Source organism: Methylobacterium sp. UNCCL125 (assembly GCF_900116795.1).
Taxonomy (GTDB): domain Bacteria; phylum Pseudomonadota; class Alphaproteobacteria; order Rhizobiales; family Beijerinckiaceae; genus Methylobacterium; species Methylobacterium fujisawaense.
The window spans coordinates 56,588-76,178 of record NZ_FPBW01000004.1; the positions used below are offsets into that span (position 1 = coordinate 56,588).

Sequence of the window (19,591 nt, forward strand, 5' to 3'; positions counted from 1 at the left end):
GCGCGAACAAATCGACCCGAGCCGTGTCGACAAACGTTAAAGGTCGGCGTTCGTGGTGATCTCGGCCTCTGCACGCGGGGCGGCATGCAGGGTACGCGGCGCGGTCGAGGTCTGGGCTGTCGGCGGAGTTCGTTGCCCGTTGCTCGCGCGGCCTCAGGCGCGGCGAGACAATCCGGAGGCCGGTCCGGTGCAGCTCATGCTTTCGGCAGGAATCCAGACAGCCGATCGGAACGGTGAGGACCGGTACAATTCGTCAGATCCTTCAGAGACCAACTCCCGCGTCCGAGTCATCGGCTTTACTCCTCTGGTATAGTTCGTTCACCCAGGGTGATTGTTGATTTTCTTGAAATATCAACCCAAGCTCTTTCCGTGGTCGGGTAACTCCCACATAGAACAGGCGGCGAGTCTCACGCAGGGCTCCGGCGGTCCTTTTGTCGCGTTCACTGGGAAAGTCTCGTGCATTCACGCCATACATGACTACGGCATCGAACTCCCTTCCCTTGACGCTGTGCAACGTGCTCAGATTGACGCGACCGGTTCCGCCCACGCGGCCGGCGAAATGGCCGAGCGGCATATCGAGACTCGAAGCCGGATCGGTGTTGGCGATCATCTCGACGCAGACATCCCACTCCTGCTCCGAATTACGGCCAATTGACCGCCAAGAGGATATCAGCTCGCGATCGAAGCGTTGCAGCCAAGCATGCGTGCCGTCGACATGTCCTATCGTCGATTGAAGGAAGCCGATGAGTTGCTCCGACAGAAATCGCTCTTCATCGGCGGTGGCGTGCCTGCCGAAGACGAGCAGCGATGCTCGATAGATCAGACGACTGTATCGCGGGTCCGCATCCCGCCAGCCCCCGACGACCCAGCGCGCACAGTCCTCGATGAAGCGAGCGAGACGCGAGCTACGTCGTACGAGCGCATTTCCATCCGTCCGCACGAAGGGAATGTCGGCTTGCTTCAGGGCGTCCGCGACTTTGTCGCCGAGGTATGCGGCTCGGTACAGCACGGCGATTTCGTCGAGCGGAATGCCTTTTTCCACGAGCTTGGGAACAACCGTCTCGGCGATCGCCCGCGCTTGCATATCGAGGCCCTGGGTCGTCGACCAGAAGGTGAGCTCGCCTTCGGGCGCGCCTGCACGTTCCCGGTAATCGCGCTCCTCGCCCAACGCGCCTAGGGAGGCGCGGACGATCTTCCTGCCGGACCGATAGTTGAAGCGCAATCTGATCGTTCGCACATCCGGTCGTTCGGTCAGGCCCTCGAGCAGTTCCGGGTTCGCTCCCGTGAAACCATATATCGACTGGTCCGCGTCGCCGACCGCGAACAATCGGATGCCTCCGCCGAAGCACGACAGGAGAACGAGCTCGTGCAGTGCATGGCCGAGATCCTGATATTCGTCGACGAACAGGATGGGAAAGCGGGCGCGAAGCGCGTCGCGTATCCAGTCATGCTCCTTGATCATGCGATAGGCCAGTAGTGGCATGTCATCGAAATCGATCAAGCCTTGCTGCCGAAGCTTGAACTCGTATGCTTCGATGAACATCGCGAGCTCCGGATTGCGTCCCCGCCACTCCGGTCGGGTGCGATCCACGTCCCGACGACGCTTCTCCGAGGCGAAGCTCCATCGGCGATGAGGGTCGTCCGTGCCGGCGATCGCGACCGCGTAGGCGGCTTCCACCGACGCGCGCATCTCGGCGCGCTTCGCGACCCGGAAATCGGCGGGCAGTCCGATCGGCACGCATCGGGCGTACGGCGCGATCACCTGGCTAAGCGCAAAGCCGTGAACCGTACCGACGAAGACGCGGTCGCCAGCTTCCATGCCGAGGCGCGCCAGCCGCATTTCGAGCTCAATCGCGCATTCGTTGTTGTAGGTGATGCATGCCACGCCGCGTGGTTCAACCACGTCCTCCGCCAGCGCGCGCGCCATTGCGGTAGTCAGCGTCTTGGTCTTTCCGCTGCCTGGGCCCGCCAGCACCACGCAATGCCCGGTCTCGCGTACGGCCGCCGACTGCTCCGGATTCGCGGCGAGTTCCTCGAGCGCCTGAAGAAGCAACCGACTACTGGACACGGCCGGCCACGAAGCGGATTGCATCGGTGATGTAGTCGGGTGGAGCCAGACCAACCGCCTTTTTCGCGAGCTTCGCGCTCAGCCGGCCTTTACCGATGTCCGCCACCATGGCCAGCAGCTGCGACGCGTCGACGGGGGCCGAGCCTGCCCTCCAGTTCGCTATGCGGGTGCTTCGGGTGGATCCGAAGCCCTGCTCATCGAGGATGTCGAGGAGAGGCTTCAGCAGCGACGGCGTATTCGCGACGGAGACTTCAAATGTCTGCTCGTTGAGAAAGATGCCGGCACCGGCCCAGGTCGATGCGAACGACACGAACTGGAGCGCCTCCCACGCTGTCCGCTGCGCGGGATGGATGGGCGGCTGCCCACGCACCTTCAGCACATCGCTCCAGAGATCGATCACACGCTTTTTTCCGAGCGGTTGTTTGGCACCATCCAAAGGATCCCAGTCGGTAATCACCGCGTAGGGCATGCCCAGAGCTTCGGCGAGCTTGACGTATGGACCGAAGTTCGTGCCGGCGACGTTGCACACCGTGATGCCGAGATCATCCAATACTTGTCCGAGAGCCGAGGCGAACACGGGAACCAGCGCCTCCTCGGCGTCGCCTTCGACGAATATCACGCCGCGGGCGAAGAGCAGCTCCGCTCGCGTGGCATCGAGGTAGTTCTCGAGATCGTCCAACTCGTCGGACGTCACCGGCAGGTTGGCAAGGGAGAATGCCTGCGTCGACCGGTTCCGTCCTTTCAGCTGGATGATCGACCGCAGCGGCGTGACCGCGGCGAGCGTCGGGGAATGGCTGGTGACGATCAATGCCTGTGCGGCATCCGCAGAAGCGAACAGCTTCTTGAAGACGGACCGCTGCAGCTGCGGGTGAAGGTGCGCCTCCGGTTCCTCGATGCACAGCAGGGAGAAGTTGCGCTCGTTCTTCCTCCGGCGCCATGCGAATTCGGCCAGCTTCAACGCCAGCAGGGCGACGTTGGCTGATCCAAGACTCGCCTCCGCGATGCCGCGCTTGCCGCCGTCGATGAACATCGCGATCGCCCGGAACAGTCGCAGCGGGTCGGACGGCGCGAATCCCAGACGTGGATCGATATCATGCGCTTCGCCGGAGAGATGAAGGATGCCGGCGCGCAGCTCGTTCTCCAGCACCTTGATCGTCGGAAACGCCTCCAGCGTCTTCGTGGCCTTGTCGAGATCGGCCGCGACCGCGGCGAGATCCTCGCGGGTCACGCTCGAAATCGCGTCCTCAAGAAGGGGGCGCAGTGGCGAACCTCTCCATGTGCCGAGATGCCCTTCGGCATCGCGCAACGCGTCGAGCACGTCGATTGCGATCCGGCGTCGAACCTTGCTGGGCACCGGCCGGGACTCCTCGCCGCCGCCGAACACGACAAATTCGAAGTCGTCGCTCGACTGCGGAATTCCAGCGACGTCGGCCTTCTTCCGGAAGATGTAGCTGAGTCGCGCAATCGTCGGATCGCCGGCGACACGATACTCCGTCAATAAGGCGAGCAGACCGAAATCGGTCGTGAATTCCGCGAAATCCAGATGGATTTCGATCGGACTGCCGTAGTCGGGCGCCGCACCATCCCAGAAGTCCGACATCTTGAGCTGACGCGCCGAGTCCGGAAGCGTAGGATCGAGAACCAAGCGTATCGCGAACAGGAGATTGCTCTTTCCGATGCGGTTTTCCCCCAGGATAACGATGTTTCCCGAGAGAGGGATATCGACCTGTAGAAAATTTCTGAAATTTCTTATGCTGAAATTACTCAACAGCATCCGCTTAGATCCGATTCTCTAAAGTGAAATAATTCAAGAGTAAGATCAGTAACCTAGAGCAGTCGCTTCCACAATAGGAAAAGACCACGGACCCGCTTGAAATACCTTCGGGTTTCCGACGCGTGCCTGATCTTTGCTGCGATGATATCCGGGATCGAGAGGCGCCGGGCCAGCGCTTCGTAGATATCCATTCCGTCTGCGAGAATGATCTTCCTGACTGTGAACGCCTGCAGACCGACTTCGGTGAATCCCGCGAAGCTAACGAAAAGACCGCGCGTCCATTTCGGACGTTCGTTCACCTTACCTTGAAAACCGCGCAAAGTACTGGCGTCGGTCTTCACGCGGTGCCACTTCGCCTCGAGCAGATACGTGTTGCCATTCAACTGGAACGAACCGTCGATCTGCTCGCCGACAACGGTGAAACCTCCGCGCGCATCCATGTCCCATGCGTTGTAGAGGTCCGTAAGTAGCCGCTCGAAATGGCGCCCTCGGGCCTGAGGATCATCCGACAATTCGTGAAGAGCAAGAAAGCGCTCCTCAAGTCGTCGCAACTCCTGCTCGTTCGAACGTAGTGCTTTCCGAGTGTTCGGCGGATTCGGATCGACGCCGCTCCGAACGATTTCGTAATCTGGAAGTAGAGGTCCGCCCAATCGCTCCACGATTAGGCTTAGACGCCGATGTGCATCGACGGCCATCTCGATCTGCTGGCTAGCGACTCGCTTCGTCTCACAGTATTCCCATAACGCGGCCAGTGCTCTTACGATCGCCCGCGGTTGCCCGACCGTCAAGAATGCGCGGAGGCGTTTACCCTTGCTGCCGCCATAGATCGCGTAGGCGCCATCATCGATATCGACCCCGACCTCCCGGTTGAAGAAATCCGCGAAAGTGTTGTTGGTAAAATCAACCACGTAGCCCGAGCTCATGCCGAACAGCTCGTCGACGAGAATTAGTTCGATTGGTCGAAGCTGCTCCATCCGTTCGACTATCCGCATGTTCGTGTGCAGCCCTGCTCCGTTCCGCGCTGTTCGCGGGACCTCCTTGCTGCGTCCGAGCCTGTGCGAACGGCCGGGCGACGCGCTTCGGCCGCAGACGCGGATTCGGGTGGCACACCGCGTAACCTGACGAGCTTGCGGCGCAAAGGGTTCGAGACCCCGAAGCGAGCCTCCGACGCGAGCGGTGCACAAGGAGTGTCGCTTCCGCCTCCCGACGGGCGGCGCCCGCTCCGACGTACATCCCGGAAGCCTGGTCGAGCGAGGCGCGTTCTACCGCTCTCCGGATTTCTGCGTGGAATGCATGAGCCGCTCCGAACCTGCCTTCGGACTGCCTCGCCTCGCATGAGATCGCGCGAGCGGCAGGGCCACGCGTTCGGTACCGCGCAGTTCATCGGCCGGCCCGGCTACCAGCGGAAGTCGGGAAAGCGGATTGTCAAAATCCGACAACGGACCGGGCGCTGTCAGCCTCCGAAAAGATTTCCGGCCCGGTCCCTGCCCGACGTCTCGCGATGAGGGGGCAGAAATCGCGAGACACGGCGGAGTGGCACAGGCTCCGAATTCGGCCCGCACCGATGACGAAAGGTGTTCAGTTCGCGCTATACGGCCAATGCAGCTCGGAGTTCGCGACACCTGCCACTTCGATCTCGTGTGCCAGCGCCTCATCACAATGGACCCGACCTCGCGGCGACAAACTAGCATACTGCGCCAACGAACTCGCTGGATGCGCCGGCTACGCGAGTTGGCAAGATGCGCCTGAACGTCCGTGTGTGGACGCCCCATCGGATTCAAGGGGGTGTTTGAGAGATCTGTGCGCGCAGGTTCAGGTGCTTCCGTGTGTCCGGCCTTTCGATGCAGCCATCCTCACGGCTGCTGGCCTGTATGGAGATCGCGGATCGGGTCCAAGTCGCTTTGGCGCGCTCGAGGCGCTTGGACGTTCACTGGTTTTCCCGACCCCGTCTTCTGACCGTTGCGCCATACCTCTCGCCTGACCTTCCCTGCCTCCCTGACGCCTCAGGCCGTGGCGGTCACGCCGTGGCCGGAGCTCTGTAGGAGCCGCCGCGGGCCATCAACGCCCAGACGATCCTCGCCATCTTGTTCGCCAGGGCGACGGTGATCAGCATGCGCGGCTTGCGCGACAGCATACCGGCCAACCACGCCCCAGCTTTGTCGGGAGCGCGCGCCGCGACCTTGGTCGCAGAACTCGCGCCCAGGATCAGCAACCGTCGCAAGCTGCGCTCGCCCATCTTAGTCGTTCGCCCCAGCCGCTCCTTGCCGCCGCTGGAGTGCTGCCGCGGGACGAGGCCGAGCCAGGCCGCAAAGTCGCGCCCGCGGCGGAAGGTACTGGCGGCCGGTGCCAGTGCCACCAGTGCGGTCGCGACCACCGGGCCGATACCCGGTACCGTCATCAGCCGCTTAGCCACGGCATCGTCCTTCGCACGCTGGGCGATCGCGCGGTCGAGGCGCGCGATCTGCGCTTGGAGCGCTTGCAGGCTGTCCGCGATGACGGCCAGGACCGGCCGTGCCTCGGCCGGAACGTCAGATGTGGGGTCGCGGACGATCGCGACGAGCTGGCCAACGTGCCCGGCCCCCTGGCGAACGACGTATCCAAACTCGGTGAGGTGCCCGCGCAGCGCGTTGATCAACTGGGTCCGCTGACGCACGAGCAGGTCGCGCGTACGGAACACCACTGCCGCAGCTTGAGCCTGCGCGCTCTTGCCCTGGACGAACCGCATCGTCGGGCGCTGCGCCGCCTCGCAAATCGCTTCCGCGTCGGCCATGTCGTTCTTCTGCCGCTTCACAAACGGCTTCACGTAGGCTGGTGGGATGAGCCGCGTGTCGTGACCTGCCACGGCTATCTCGCGCGCCCAGTAATGAGCACTGGCGCACGCCTCCATCGCGACCACGCATCGCGGAAGTGTCGAGAAGAACGCCAGCACCTGATCACGCCGCAGCTTCTTGCGGAACACGACTGCGCCACTCGGACCGGAGCCGTGAACTTGGAAAACCGATTTGGCCAGATCGATTCCGACCGTGCTAACCTCGCCCATGGACGCCTCCTGCAGTGGTGTCACAACACCTCCACTCTGGCACGCCGATGCCGTCAGGGGGCGTCCACCCCAACGCTCCCGGGAACGGCAAGGACCCGCTTCGACCGCGAGATCGGCCGGAGAGCGGCTCCACGTGCACCCGCGCCGCCTCACGAAGGTGGCGAAGCGGATTCGATCTTCCGGAGAATTTCGGGCAACGAAACCGGCCTGAAATTCCAAACGTCCACTCCGACGTCGCAGGTGGCTGGCAGGTTCGGCAAGGCTCCGTGGCTATGTCCATGCAAAGCCAGAGATCCGCGGCGGGATCCCCTCCACCCGCGCAATGCGTAATGGAACAGGACCAGCAGGCGGCCATTCGCGTCGATCTCGGCGTAGTGCTGCACCGAAGCCCAAGGCAGCGCCAGGGTTCTTCCACGGTCGTGGTTGCCGCGCACCAGATGGATCGCCCGACCGTGTAGGCGACCGAAGATCTCCGCCTGCCGATTGGGACCACAGCGGTAGGCGAAGTCGCCCAGATGCCAGACTTCGTCGCGGTCCTCGACGACGGCGTTCCAGCGTTCGATCATCGCCTCGTCCATCTCGGCCACGTCGGCGAATGGACGATGGCAGAAGCGGATGATGTTGGCGTGGCCGAAATGGTGATCTGCCGTGAACCAGAGGGTCATGGCTCCCTCCCCCATGCGCCTGCTGAGTCGCGATCGGCGCCCACTTAGAAAACCAGATTTTCTGATAATCTTCCATCCGGTCTAGCTGGCTGGTCGGCTTTCTCGATCCCGCCGACGGGCCAATGCCCAAGACCCTCAGAAGCGCACGTCATCGAAGATTGATCGAACTGCTCGTCGAAGCTCGTGAGCGATCAGGCCTGACTCAAAGCGAGCTCGCCTCGCGACTTGGCCGATATCAATCGGTCGTCGCCGCGATCGAAGGAGGGGGAAGGCGGATCGATCTGGTCGAGTTTCTCGAGATCGCGGACGCGTTGGAAATCGACGCGACGGTGGTCCTGAAGGCAGTTCGCGCGATCTCCCCCTGACGTCGGTTCAGCCCGACCAATCCTCGTCGAGGAACCCCAGGCCGGCGAAGGGCGGCTCGGGTTTGCAGCGATCGTATCGATTGCGACGGTCGCTGCGACGGCACCAGCGCCCATCGCGGATTCCGTCATTGTAGCTGGCGACAGGCTACGGCCGCACGGCTAGGATCCTCTCCATGACTGCGCCGATGGATGAATTCTCACCTCTCACGATCGCAGGCTACGCCTCGCTCGCCTCGTCCACCGACCAGCGAAGCGACGGTGGCTCGCTGGCGTTCCCTCTGCTCGGGCTCTTCGGGGAAACGGGCAGCCTTCTCAGCGAAGTCAAAAAGAAGCAACGTGATCGGGCCTCGTATCTCGGATACGCCAGCGCCGTCGTCGAAGAACTCGGCGATGTCCTCTGGTACGTGACCGCGGTCGCTTCACGCGGCGGACTCCGATTGGAGGAGATCTTCGCAAGCCCGACCCAGACCGGTGCGGCGACCTTCGCATCCCTCCAGCCCGCGATCATGCCGCATCAGGACGCGCCGAACGCGGCTTTCGAAAGGACGCTTCTCCAGCTTGCCAGCGAGGTCGGTGTGCTGCTCGCCGACCAGCACGAGGAGCGGCTCGGACAAGGCGATCTGCTTGCGGATCGGTTGAGATCGATCACACGGTCCCTGGTCGAGGCCGCCACCGAAGCGGGAGTGACGCTCGAGGCGGCGGCAGTGAAGAACCTGGAGAAGATCTTCGACAGGTGGCCGCACGAGCGCATCTATCCGGTGCCCCTCGATGCGCAGTCCGATCCGGCGGAGCAGCTGCCGCGAGACCTGTACGTCGACATCTTCGAGCGCGACGTCCGCGAGCGCAAATTCGTCTACCAGCGTTGCAACGGCATCAACATCGGCGACCGGCTGACGGACAACGCCATGCTTCAGGACGACTACCGCTTCCACGACGTCTTCCACTACGCCTACGTCGCCGTGCTCGGCTGGTCGCCGGTCGTCCGGGCCCTGCTCCGGGTGAAGCGCAAGAGCGCGCCGAAAGTGGACGAAGCGCAGGACGGCGCACGGGCGATCCTGATCGAGGAGGGGATCACGACCTGGATCTTCGGGCAGGCAGTGGACCTGGAATTGTTCGCCGGCGCTCGGCCCGGCGACATCCCGTTCGACCTCCTGAAGCACGTCCGCCAGTTCGCGGCGGGCTACGAGGCGGAGCGCTGCCCGCTTTGGATGTGGGAAGAAGCCATTCTTCAGGGCTATGCGGCTTTCCGCTTCCTGCGCGAACATCGGCGCGGGCGTATCCACATCGACATGGTCAACCACCGCCTCTCGATCGAGCACCTGCTTTGAGAACGCCCGCATCCTTCGCTGCAGCGCTCGCCGAAGTTCGGCTGCCCTCGGTCTTCAATCCGTACGGAGACGTCTGCCCGGAACATGATCGCGCCGATGCCGCCACCGTGCGTCGACGCAATCTCACGCGCTGCCTGGAAGCGGCGCTCGACGCCAACGTCGATACGATCTGGATCGCCCGCGACCTCGGATATCGCGGCGGCCGCCGGACCGGATTGCCCCTGACGGACGAGGTCCATCTCGAGCCGGCCGGCGCCCTTATGGGCGGCATCGACCTCAAGCGCGCCACCCGCGGTCCCGTCGTCGCCGAGCGCACCGCGGCGATCATCTGGCGTGTTCTCGCCCGGATAGGCGAGCCTGCGATCCTATGGAACGTCTTCCCGCTCCACCCACACGAGCCGAAGAACCCGTTCTCGAACCGATGCCACACCCGCGCCGAGCGCGACGCCACGTGGTGCCTCATGGAGGCCTTGATCGCGATGGTCGCGCCCAAGCGCATCGTCGCGATCGGGCGCGATGCGGCTCTGGCTCTTTCTGGTATCGACATCCCGCTCTCAGTCGTCCGCCACCCGAGCTACGGCGGACAGGCGGAGTTCATCTCTGGCGTGCATTCGCTCTACGGTGTCGCCCAGACGACCAAGGAGCGGCCGACGCCTGCGAGCCTGCCCTTCTGAACACGCATGCGGGCCTTGCGGAAGGGCTCCGGCGACTCCGTCCGAGACGATCGGCGGCGACGGGACGAACGTGGTCGCGGCGCCCCCTCGATCCGGCATCGGTCAGGCCGCGTATTTCTGGCCGGCATCCCGGACTCGGCTTAGAAGGGTCTTGATGTCGTTGCGACGGGTGCCCTTCGGCAAATCGACCTCAGCACGCGTGGAGACGATCGTGAGTTCGCCGAGATCGAGGCCCGTCTCACGGCAGACGAAATCCATCAGACGCCCAAGGCCGATGAGGTTTCCGAGCAATTTTTCAACGTAGAAGTGGTTACGATACATCGCCGTAAGCCCAAGCTTCTTTCCGCTGTTCTTCGCTCCGGGCACCACCTTGAAACTCAGGAAGCTGAGACATTGTCCTCCGTAGGGTGAATTGTCGACGTCGCGTGCCGCATCGAACAATGGAAGCTCGAATTTGTTGAGGGATTTGACTTTTTTGTCGTTGATCCGTCCGACGATATCCCAAAGCTGATTCGGGCTCTTCCCTTCCGGCACCGAAACGTCGATCATCCGCTCGAAGTAGTAGCCAGACCACCGCTCGTTGCGCCGAACCCTTCTCAACACCCGTTCCTGGAAGACGTCGAAGAAGGCCGGGGCACCGTATCGGTGGTAAAGACTGGCAGGGAAGATCGTGTTCGCCACGGTCCCGACCGCCTGTTGACCCTGTTGGCGGAGGAAGTCATCGACCAGAGCGACGCCTGGATCCTGCAGCGTCGTGTTCCTCGTCGGGTCCGCGATGTCGAGGACGACGTTGTAGGCGCAGTGGCTCGGCTGCGCTTCGACCATCCGTACGGCCTCGCGCCAAGCGCTGATGCAGTCAGGCTGCTGGGGGATCGGGAGATACAACGACATCCTCCGTCAGTTTCGCGGCAGCGTAGATGCGCGGGGCGATAAACGTCTCGGTGAGCCAAGCGTGGCCTCGCTTGCCCCACTTCGCGCCCCAGCTGTTCCGCACCAGGATCGCACGATGGCCGCCGGCCTTTCCGTGGCCGACGGCGACCACGGCGTGACGGCGCTGCGGCTCCGGCGTTTCGCCGGTGGCGGGATGGATCATGCCGTCCGCATCCGGTCGAAAGAAGGAGCGGGAAAGCTGGATCAGGACGATGACCGGCTGGCCGCGCTCGATCTCGCCCACGATGATGTCGAAGGCGACCGGGCGACGTTCGGATCCGCGTCTGAACAGAAGGCCGACGTCGCCCGGCGGGACCCAGGACGCAGCATCGACCGGCGTCGCCGGAAGGTAGGGCCAACCGCCCTCCTCCGGCTGCCCGTCCTCACGCAGTACGTCCAGCATGGACGCCAGCGTCGCTCCTTCATCCGGACCGAAACCCATGCGCGTCTGAGCCCGATGAAACGCGTACTCGGACGAAAGGGGGAGCCATCCGGGCCGAACCCCGGCATGGGTGTCGCTCGCAGCAAACGCGAGACAGGTCGGCCGGGGGCCCTGATCGCGCGCATGACCGAAGCGCGGCCGCAGGTCTACGAAAACCTCGACGCCGCTCATGCCGCCTCAAGCAAGCTCCGCCGCTCGGCACGAGAGAGGCCTTCCTCCTCGGGGCCGGTCAGGTCCATCTCGACGTCCAATTTGGTTAGGAGCGCGTCGGGATCCCAGGGCCGAAACTCGGCGAGTTCGATCAGTCCGCGGAAGTCGTCCGGCGGCGCGGCCGTGACGCGCCGAAGCACGTTGTCGCCGACGCTGTCTTCGGGTGGCTCCGACAATTCGTCCCCGACGATCGCGAAGCCGCTGTCTTTGAGCTGATCGATGTCCCACAGATATCCGCCGCCGCTGTGCTCCTTCAGGCGGAGCACGAAGATGTCGTTGCGGCTTCCATCGATGCGGGTTCCGGCGTCGCGTTCCGTGAGAAGCCAGACGTCGCCTCGATAGTCGTCTGGGCGGTAGGGATCCAGAAGCTCGGCCTTGAGTTCCCGCGGTTTCGTCTCGAGGAGCGCGTCGACGTGTCCGGAGGTGATCAGACGATGCCTCGCGAGCGTGTAGCAGGTCGCCGCGTAGCTGGCGCCCAGACGCAGAGAAAGCTGGTAGACGCGATCGGGTCGGACGAAGTCCCTCGCCGTCCAGCCCTGACGCGATGCGTGTGCGAAGAAGAGCCAACGCGGCATCATGAACTCGACCGCGAAGGCATCCGCTTCGACCTCCTGGAATTTCGGCGCCCTCTCACCAGCCATCGGCATGCGCCGCAGAATTCCCTCGTCGTCGAGACTGGGCTCGTGCCCAAGGGAGAAGTGCCCGAGCTCGTGGGCTGCCGTGAAGCGCTGGATGCTCATGGCGCGCTGTGTGGTCACGAGGATTCCCGGAGCCGGATCGTTCAGATAGGCTCCGAGGAGTCCCTGCAGAGGACGCAGAAGGAGTGGCAGGTCGAGCGCTCCGATCGATCCGAATACGTCGACATTGCCCCCATGCGCTTCGACCCGTGATCGTATGCCGAGATCCCGATGAAGCCGCGCGGCGGCCTGTGTACCGGCCCGGACCGCTCCTGCGTAGGTTGTCGCGACCATCGCTCAGCCTCGATCCGGCCGCGCTCTGACCCGCAGGTACTCCGCGAAGCGACCGAGCTCCTCTCTGTCCTTCTCCGAGAGCGCCGCCGCCTGCCGCGCCAAGTGGGCGACGTCGATCGGCAGTTGTGAGGAGGCCTCGTCTTCTCCGGTGAAGTAGCCCACAGGTTGGCGGTAGAGTCTGGCCAAACGCGTCAGCTCGATGGCTTCCACACGGCGCTGGCCACTCTCGATATCGGTCAAGGCAGTGCGCGGGATCTTGAGGTAGTTCGCCACCTCCTCCTGCTTCAGACCGAGATACTTCCTGGCCTCTTTCAGCCGATCGCCCAGCTTCCTGCGTTCCTCCTCGTCGCTGCCCGGAGGGCTCGAGGCTTGGTTCACGTCTTCACTCCGTTGATCTTGGCCCAGTGCTTCTCGATCCGTGGAACAAGCTGTTCCAACGCCTGCTCCACCGACGTGAAGCCACCCGCGCGTACGACGGTATCCGGCAGGTTGCAGCCGACGACACTTTCGACCGCCGTGAGCAGCGAGACGACCACCAGGGAGTCGATCTGAAACTTCGTCGTGGCGATCGCCGCCGGCGTGGGCGGCAGGGCGTCGCCTTTCACGGCCGCCTCCGATTTGACCGCCTCGATCAGCTCGTCGCGTAGGCACTTCTCGACTTCGGCCGTCGGGAAGGACGACACGGATGGAGCGGGGAACGTGGCGAGCGTCATGGCCTGTCGAAATCCGTGACTTTCCAAGAACAATAATGTCGAATTTTTCGACATGCAAGCGGCGATCAGGATGCGACCTGAAACGGCTGCGGACGCCCTGCAAAAGCGTTGGACGACCGATCGCGGCCAAGCGTATCGGAAATGCCGCATCCGATTTCGGACCGGTGGCACGACGCCGATCCGTACCTTCCATGGCCTCGCGATAGGTTGCCGAGGAAGTTACGGACAAGGAAGACGCCGGACCCAAGCCCGAACGGATCAGTCACCCGACGTGCCGAACCCGCGATCATCCGGCCTCGGGACTAGAACGCCACGCGGCCCTGCAACTGGTCGCGCCGTGTCCCGCCCTGCTGACCGCGGCGATGGCACGACGACCGATCTCGGTCGACGGTGCTGCCTCAGGCGACGCATCGCACACCCGGCCCGCCTCGCGACGAGCGGCAGGTCGATACGCGATGCGAGATCCGGATGCGGGCGAAGGACGCCGTGCGACGCTTCGGCCCGTTGGTGGATCGACCCGATCCGCACGTGAGCCGAGAAGGCACCCCCATCAAAAGGGTGTTTCGATTTTTTCGTGGGCCGACGGCGACCTCGTGCGCGTAAGAACGGCAGGACCTCCTCGATGTCCCACCGAGTGACCGCGCCCGGCGCGCGATCTCGGCCGCCGATGTGCCCGTGTCGAGTGCATAGGAAGCACCGGCCCACTTTTGAACCGCGTTCGCCGTCGGGCGGAGGAGGCGCCCGCATGGACCGCGGAGCACCGAAGGAACCAGCGTACCCTGGATCGGCATAGCCGCGGACGACGTCTGGAACGTCGAACGCCTCCGACCCTGGATATCGCCGATCGACGAGCGGCACACCCGCCTGGACCGAAGGCAGTGGATTTCTGAGCAGGTCGGAAGGAATGCGCAGGTCCCGTGTCCCGCACCTAGGTCGAGATCGAGCTACGAAGGCGCCTAAGGCGTCGGGAGATCCAGCGCGGCCGAAACCGGAAAATCGGAGTGAGCCGTCGCTTGCCCATTCCTTCGGGAGCGGACCCACACGCGGGTCCCGCAGCGTGGCATACCCGGTGCCGCCTTGGTGCTGCCTGGAAAGCTGCAACGCCGGGGTGAGGTGTTGCAACGATCCTGCAAGTACTTGCAATAATTGAAGTTTTGGAGCGGGCGAAGGGATTCGAACCCTCGACCCCAACCTTGGCAAGGTTGTGCTCTACCCCTGAGCTACACCCGCTCACTAGTGCCGCGCCGCCTGGACTTTCGTGCCGGCGGCCCCCGACGCGGCTCTCTAAACACCATTCCTGCGGACGACGCAAGCGCCCTTTTCGCGAACCGTGACGATTTACCAATTCGGGTCCGGCGGGAGGCCTTCGTGGATCTCGCGGAGCCGGGCGCGGGTCCCCCGGGTGGTGCCCTCGGGCAATGCGTCCAGCGCGAAGAAGGCGCATTCGGCGACCTCCCGGTCCGGCGCCTTGGGGCGCAGCACCGTGAAGGCCGGCAGGACGAACAATGCGACGTGATCGCGGGGGGCGGCCACAACATTCCGGTAGAGGGCATGCAGGCGCGGCTCCCCCTGGGGCACGATCTCGGCCTCCTCACGGAATTCCCGCACCATCGCGTCGCGCACGGCCTCGCCGCGCTCCACACCGCCGCCGGGCAGGTGCCAGCCACTGACATAGGTGTGGCGCACGAGGGCCACACGTCCCGCCCCGTCCAGGGCGACGCCGCGCACGCCGAGGGTCATGCCCCGGGACGCGAGAGCCCCGAGGTGGAACAGGCGCCGCAGGAGCGGCCGGTCGAGGAGCATGCGGGTGCGCGGCTCAGACGACGTCGAGGGTGATCTCGCCGAGCCCGGCGATCGCCGCGACCATGCGCTGACCGCGCTGGACCGGGCCGACGCCGGCGGGCGTGCCGGTGAAGATCAGGTCGCCCGGTTGCAGGGCGAAGTAACCCGACAGGTAGGCGATCTGCTCGGCGACGGACCAGATCATGTCGGCCAGGTCGCCCTTCTGACGAATCTCGCCGTCCACCGACAGCGTGATCGCGCCCCGCGCCGGATGGCCGAAAACGGAGACCGGATGCAAAGCGCCGATTGGGCCGGACCCGTCGGCCGCCTTGGCGGTGTCCCAGGGCCGCGACATCTTCTTGGCCTCGTCCTGGACGTCGCGCCGGGTCATGTCGAGGCCGACCGCGTAGCCGTAGACGTGGTCGAGGGCGGTCTCCGCCGGGATGTCGCTGCCGCCGCTGGCGAGGGCCGCCACCATCTCGACCTCGAAATGGTAGTTGCCGGTCTTCGGGGGGTAGGCGTGAGGCGTCGGCTCGGAACCGACGATCTGCAGGGCGTCCGCGGGCTTCATGAAGAAGAACGGCGGCTCCCGGTCGGGGTCCGCCCCCATCTCGCGAGCATGGGCGGCGTAGTTGCGGCCGACGCAGTAGACGCGGCGCACGGGAAACAGGTCGCTGCTGCCCACGATGGGGAGCGCGATGCGGGGCGGGTTCTGGATGACGGAGAGCATCTCTGCCTCTGCGGTGGATCGTCCGGACGGCCCGGCGCGACGACGCCCGGGCCCTACATCATCGTTGTAAGGTCCGCACCGGCGCGCGCCATACCGGTGCTTGCGTCCCCCCGCCCCTGGCCTACAGAATCTTTGCGATGACGCCGACAGCCGCCCTTGATACCCTGCTGACCGCCCTGCGGGACGGGCTCGGCGCGCGGCACGTGCTGACCGATCCGGACGCCCAGGCGCCCTACCTGACCGAGAGCCGGCGCCTGTTCACCGGATCGGCCCTCGCCGTGCTGCGGCCCGGGAGCACCGAGGAGGTCGCCTTCGCGGTCCGCGCCTGCACGCAGGCCGGCATCGCGGTCGTGCCGCTCGGCGGCAATACCGGCCTGACGGGCGCCGGGGTGCCGCAAGGAGGCGTGGTGCTGTCCCTGGAGCGCATGACTCGGCTGCGGGCGGTCGATCCGGTGGATGCGACCATCACGGTGGAGGCCGGGATGATCCTTCAGGACGTGCAGGACGCGGCCGAAACGGCCGGCATGCTGTTTCCGCTCTCCTATGCGTCCCGCGGCTCGGCCCGGATCGGCGGCGGCGTCAGCACCAATGCCGGCGGGATCGCGGTCCTCGCCTACGGCAACGCCCGCGACCTCGTCCTGGGGCTCGAGGTCGTGCTCGCGGACGGACGGGTCTGGAACGGGCTCAAGTCCCTGCGCAAGGACAATGCCGGCTATGACCTGAAGCAGCTCTTCATCGGCTCCGAAGGCACGCTGGGCATCGTCACCGCGGCCGTGCTGAAGCTGTTCCCGCGGCCGCGCTCCACGAGCGTCGCCTTCGTGGGGCTCGATTCGGCCAGGGCCGCCCTCGACCTGTTCGTGTTCCTGCGGGCGCGGATGGACCGCGACCTGACGGCCTTCGAATACCTGCCGCCGTTCGCCCTGGAGATCGTGCTGCGCCACGTCCCGGGGACGGTGCGGCCGCTGGACGGCGCGCACGGCGCCTACGCGCTGATCGAGGTCGCGTCCGCGCGCCCGGATGCCGACACGCAGGCCGAGCTGGAATCCGCCCTCGGGCAGGCCCTGGCGGACGGGGTGATCGCGGATGCCACGATCGCCACCAGCGGCGCCCAGAACGCCGCGCTCTGGCGTCTGCGGGAGGGCGTTCCCGAGGCGCAGACCCGCGAAGGCGCGTCGATCAAGCACGACGTGTCGGTACCGCTGTCGCGGCTCCCCGCGTTCTTGGAGCAGGCAGGCGCGGCCTGCACGGCGGAGATGCCCGGCCTGCGACCCTGCGGATTCGGCCATTTCGGCGACGGCAACATCCATTTCAACCTGTCCCAGCCGCCCGGCATGGCGGCGGCGGAGTTCCTGGCCGAATGGGGCCGGTTCAACCGGATCGTTCACGACATCGTGCACGACCTCGGCGGTTCCATCGCCGCCGAGCACGGGGTCGGCCTGATCAAGCGCGAGGAACTCGCCCGCTACGGCGATCCGGTCGGGCTCGACCTCATGCGGCGCCTCAAGGCCGCCCTCGACCCCGAGGACCTGCTCAACCCCGGCAAGGTCCTCATCCGGGGCGACCGCGACGCTTCGACGGCGCGCTGAGGAATTTTGTGCATCGCGCCATAATTCGGCGCGGAGCCGGGTGCAGGACAGCAACGCCGCGCCGTCATCCGCCGGGGTGGCCCGCTGCGTTAAGCCGCTGCTAACGCTTCGGACAGACCTTCACCGACGACGTCAAAGACGGGTCCATCGGCGCCAGGCATGGCAATTGCTCAGAGGCCTTCCTATCTCGCAGATGCGAGATCGAGCGACGAACCGTCACCGACAGGCTGTTTTCATATCTCTTTGGAGACCCACGGAATGCCCACCTCTCAGGCCCGCGTGCAGACCAACGAGGCGAGCCGCTACCTGCAGCAGCTCTGCCGGCACTGGAGCCACAAGTTCAAGGTCGAGGCGACGCCCGTGCACGGCACCGTGCCGTTCGGCGAGGACCGCGTCTGCACCTTCGATGCCGAGCCCGACGCCCTGGTGATGCGCATCGACAGCTCCGACCCGGTGAACCTCACCCGGCTGGAGAACGTCGTGGCCGACCACCTCGCCCGCTTCGCCTTCCGCGAGAGCCTCGGCGACATCCGCTGGTCGCGCGCCGCCTGAGAGCCCGCGCAGCGCGGTCACGTTCGACCCGTCCGGCCCCCGGCCCGGGCGGGGTCTCGCGATCCGGAACGGCCCGCAGCGGTGGCGCACCAGGTGGCGCACCACTTGCACGCGAGTCCGGCTTGCGGCCAGATCGGTCGCCGCCGAGACCGGGATCGATCCATGAAGCGACGCACCCTGCTGACAGGCGCCGGAGCGCTGGTGGCCGGGACGCTCGCCCGTCCGGCCCTGGTGCGGGCGGCCTCCGCGACGACGCTGCGCTTCGTGCCCTACGCGGATCTGGCGCTTCTCGACCCGATCATCACCACGAACTATGTCACGCGCACCCATGCGCTGATGGTGTTCGACACACTCTACAGCCTGGATGCCGCCTATCGGGCCCAGCCGCAGATGGTCGCGGGCCACGAGGTCACGGCCGACGGCCTCACCTGGCGCCTGACCCTGCGGGACGGCCTGCGCTTCCATGACGGCACGCCGGTCCTCGGCCGCGACGTTGTGGCGAGCCTCAAACGCTGGTCGCAGCGGGACGCCTACGGTGGGGCGCTGTTCGACACGGTGGACGACCTCTCGGCGCCCTCCGACACCATGGTGCAGTTCCGCCTGAAACGGCCCTTCCCGCTCCTGCCGGACGCCCTCGCCAAGCCGACCTCCTATGTCCCGGTGATCATGCCGGAGCGCCTGAGCGCGACGCCGGCGACGCAGGCGGTGCCGGAGATCGTCGGCAGCGGCCCGTATCGGTTCGTCGCCGCCGAGCGGGTTCCGGGCTCGCTCAACGTCTACCGCCGGTTCGAGGAGTATCGACCCCGTCCGGACGGGACGGCGAGCTTCACCGCCGGACCGCGCATCGCGCATTTCGACCGCATCGAGTGGCGCACGATCCCCGACGGCGCGACCGCGGCCGGCGCCCTGCGCTCGGGCGAGATCGACTGGTGGGAGCAGCCCCTCGTCGATCTCGTGCCCGACCTGATGAGCCAGCCGGCCGTGCGGGTGGATCTGGTGGAGACCGCCGGGCTGATCGGACAGATCCGCCTCAACCACACCCTGCCGCCCTTCGACAATCCCGCGATCAGCCGCGCGCTGCTCTCGGCCGTCGACCAGACCGAGATGATGGATGCGGTCGCCGGCAGCGACCCGGCGATCCGCCGCGGGCCCATCGGGATCTTCACCGCGGGTGGTCCGATGGCGTCATCAGCCGGCATGGCGGTGCTCACCGGCCCTCGCGACCTCGCCGCCGCGAAGCGGGCGCTCGCCGAGGCGGGCTACAAGGGCGAGCGGGTGGTGCTGCTCTCCGGGACCGACGTGCCGCGGATCAACGCGATCTGCGAGGTGATGGCCGATGCCTGCCGCAAGCTCGGGATGAACCTCGATGTCGTCGCCACCGATTGGGGGACCGTGAACCAGCGGATCCTGAACGCGAAGCCCCTGGACCAGGGCGGCTGGTCGATGTTCGGGATCTTCTCCGGCGGGCTGGACCATCTCTCGCCGGCCTACCATCTGGCCGCCCGCGGGAACGGCCGCGCAGGCGTCCCGAGCTGGCTCACGGACGCCCCCCTGGAGGAGATGCGCAGCGCGTGGTTCGCCGCGCCGGACCTCGCCGCCCAGAAGGCCCTCGCGGCGCGGATCCAGGCGCGCGCCCTGGAGGTCGGCGCCTATCTCCCCTGCGGCCAGTACTTCCAGCCGACCGCCTACCGGCGCGACCTCGAAGGCATGCTGACCGGGCTGCCGCTGTTCTGGAACCTGCGCCGGTCGGCCTGAGCGCGC

At 65.5% G+C, this 19,591-nt stretch carries 18 protein-coding genes and 1 tRNA gene; 6 read left to right on the plus strand and 13 right to left on the minus strand.

The window, feature by feature from the left end; all coding sequences use genetic code 11:
- Positions 1 to 262: 262 nt before the first annotated feature.
- The 5 genes from BM396_RS03920 to BM396_RS03940 all read right to left on the minus strand — a co-directional run bounded on the left by BM396_RS03920 (position 263) and on the right by BM396_RS03940 (position 7,547).
- Positions 263 to 2,092, minus strand: coding sequence for an ATP-dependent helicase (locus BM396_RS03920; protein ID WP_043378413.1), 1,830 nt, complete (start codon positions 2,090 to 2,092; stop codon positions 263 to 265).
- Entirely contained in the window at positions 2,058 to 3,842 is a 1,785-nt protein-coding gene (locus tag BM396_RS03925) for an ATP-dependent nuclease (RefSeq protein WP_043378416.1), read from the minus strand. Before BM396_RS03925 ends, BM396_RS03920 begins: the two co-directional genes overlap by 35 nt.
- Before the next feature lie 53 nt (positions 3,843 to 3,895).
- The gene (locus BM396_RS03930; RefSeq protein ID WP_043378421.1) at positions 3,896 to 4,816 is read right to left on the minus strand and encodes a restriction endonuclease; all 921 of its coding nucleotides are present in this window, start codon (positions 4,814 to 4,816) and stop codon (positions 3,896 to 3,898) included.
- 1,043 nt (positions 4,817 to 5,859) lie between these two features.
- On the minus strand, positions 5,860 to 6,882 hold the full coding sequence (locus BM396_RS03935) for an IS110 family RNA-guided transposase (RefSeq protein ID WP_043378424.1): 1,023 nt from the start codon (positions 6,880 to 6,882) through the stop codon (positions 5,860 to 5,862).
- 149 nt (positions 6,883 to 7,031) lie between these two features.
- Positions 7,032 to 7,547: a metallophosphoesterase gene (locus BM396_RS03940; protein ID WP_043378427.1), complete on the minus strand. Its 516-nt coding sequence runs from the start codon at positions 7,545 to 7,547 to the stop codon at positions 7,032 to 7,034.
- A 122-nt stretch (positions 7,548 to 7,669) separates the two neighbouring features.
- Here BM396_RS03940 and BM396_RS03945 point away from each other — a divergent pair, with 122 nt between their 5' ends.
- The 3 genes from BM396_RS03945 (at position 7,670) to BM396_RS03955 (ending at position 9,914) form a co-directional block, all read left to right on the plus strand.
- A complete protein-coding gene (locus BM396_RS03945) occupies positions 7,670 to 7,912 on the plus strand; it encodes a helix-turn-helix domain-containing protein (protein ID WP_043378430.1) in 243 nt (80 codons plus the stop codon).
- 173 nt (positions 7,913 to 8,085) lie between these two features.
- Complete coding sequence (locus BM396_RS03950) at positions 8,086 to 9,240, plus strand: nucleoside triphosphate pyrophosphohydrolase family protein (RefSeq protein WP_230365903.1); 1,155 nt, start codon at positions 8,086 to 8,088, stop codon at positions 9,238 to 9,240.
- Between the two features lie 107 nt (positions 9,241 to 9,347).
- A complete protein-coding gene (locus BM396_RS03955; RefSeq protein WP_230365902.1) occupies positions 9,348 to 9,914 on the plus strand; it encodes a uracil-DNA glycosylase in 567 nt (188 codons plus the stop codon).
- Positions 9,915 to 10,016: 102 nt separating this feature from the next.
- On the opposite strand, the gene BM396_RS03960 is transcribed toward BM396_RS03955, so the two are convergent.
- From BM396_RS03960 to BM396_RS03995, 8 genes are all read right to left on the minus strand, one after another.
- Positions 10,017 to 10,799: a hypothetical protein gene (locus BM396_RS03960; RefSeq protein WP_043378438.1), complete on the minus strand. Its 783-nt coding sequence runs from the start codon at positions 10,797 to 10,799 to the stop codon at positions 10,017 to 10,019.
- Positions 10,771 to 11,457, minus strand: a complete 687-nt coding sequence (locus BM396_RS03965; protein ID WP_043378441.1) for a C1 family peptidase — start codon at positions 11,455 to 11,457, stop codon at positions 10,771 to 10,773. Before BM396_RS03965 ends, BM396_RS03960 begins: the two co-directional genes overlap by 29 nt.
- Positions 11,454 to 12,467, minus strand: a complete 1,014-nt coding sequence (locus BM396_RS03970) for an ImmA/IrrE family metallo-endopeptidase (RefSeq protein WP_081948541.1) — start codon at positions 12,465 to 12,467, stop codon at positions 11,454 to 11,456. Before BM396_RS03970 ends, BM396_RS03965 begins: the two co-directional genes overlap by 4 nt.
- Positions 12,468 to 12,470: 3 nt before the next feature.
- Positions 12,471 to 12,845: a helix-turn-helix domain-containing protein gene (locus BM396_RS03975; protein ID WP_043378444.1), complete on the minus strand. Its 375-nt coding sequence runs from the start codon at positions 12,843 to 12,845 to the stop codon at positions 12,471 to 12,473.
- Positions 12,842 to 13,180: a hypothetical protein gene (locus BM396_RS03980; protein ID WP_051975900.1), complete on the minus strand. Its 339-nt coding sequence runs from the start codon at positions 13,178 to 13,180 to the stop codon at positions 12,842 to 12,844. The genes BM396_RS03975 and BM396_RS03980 overlap by 4 nt, the downstream gene beginning before the upstream one ends.
- A gap of 1,155 nt (positions 13,181 to 14,335) precedes the next feature.
- Positions 14,336 to 14,410 (minus strand) — tRNA-Gly (locus BM396_RS03985).
- Between the two features lie 108 nt (positions 14,411 to 14,518).
- Positions 14,519 to 14,983, minus strand: coding sequence for an NUDIX domain-containing protein (locus tag BM396_RS03990; protein ID WP_043378448.1), 465 nt, complete (start codon positions 14,981 to 14,983; stop codon positions 14,519 to 14,521).
- Positions 14,984 to 14,996: 13 nt separating this feature from the next.
- Positions 14,997 to 15,692 carry a fumarylacetoacetate hydrolase family protein gene (locus BM396_RS03995; protein WP_043378450.1) on the minus strand — a complete coding sequence of 232 codons (696 nt, stop codon included), beginning with the start codon at positions 15,690 to 15,692 and terminating at the stop codon, positions 14,997 to 14,999.
- A gap of 137 nt (positions 15,693 to 15,829) precedes the next feature.
- Here BM396_RS03995 and BM396_RS04000 point away from each other — a divergent pair, with 137 nt between their 5' ends.
- The 3 genes from BM396_RS04000 (at position 15,830) to BM396_RS04010 (ending at position 19,585) form a co-directional block, all read left to right on the plus strand.
- Positions 15,830 to 17,278 carry an FAD-binding oxidoreductase gene (locus tag BM396_RS04000; RefSeq protein WP_043378453.1) on the plus strand — a complete coding sequence of 483 codons (1,449 nt, stop codon included), beginning with the start codon at positions 15,830 to 15,832 and terminating at the stop codon, positions 17,276 to 17,278.
- A gap of 258 nt (positions 17,279 to 17,536) precedes the next feature.
- Positions 17,537 to 17,830 carry a DUF2218 domain-containing protein gene (locus tag BM396_RS04005; RefSeq protein WP_043352813.1) on the plus strand — a complete coding sequence of 98 codons (294 nt, stop codon included), beginning with the start codon at positions 17,537 to 17,539 and terminating at the stop codon, positions 17,828 to 17,830.
- Between the two features lie 162 nt (positions 17,831 to 17,992).
- Entirely contained in the window at positions 17,993 to 19,585 is a 1,593-nt protein-coding gene (locus BM396_RS04010; protein WP_043378455.1) for an ABC transporter substrate-binding protein, read from the plus strand.
- The last annotated feature ends 6 nt before the right edge of the window (positions 19,586 to 19,591 follow it).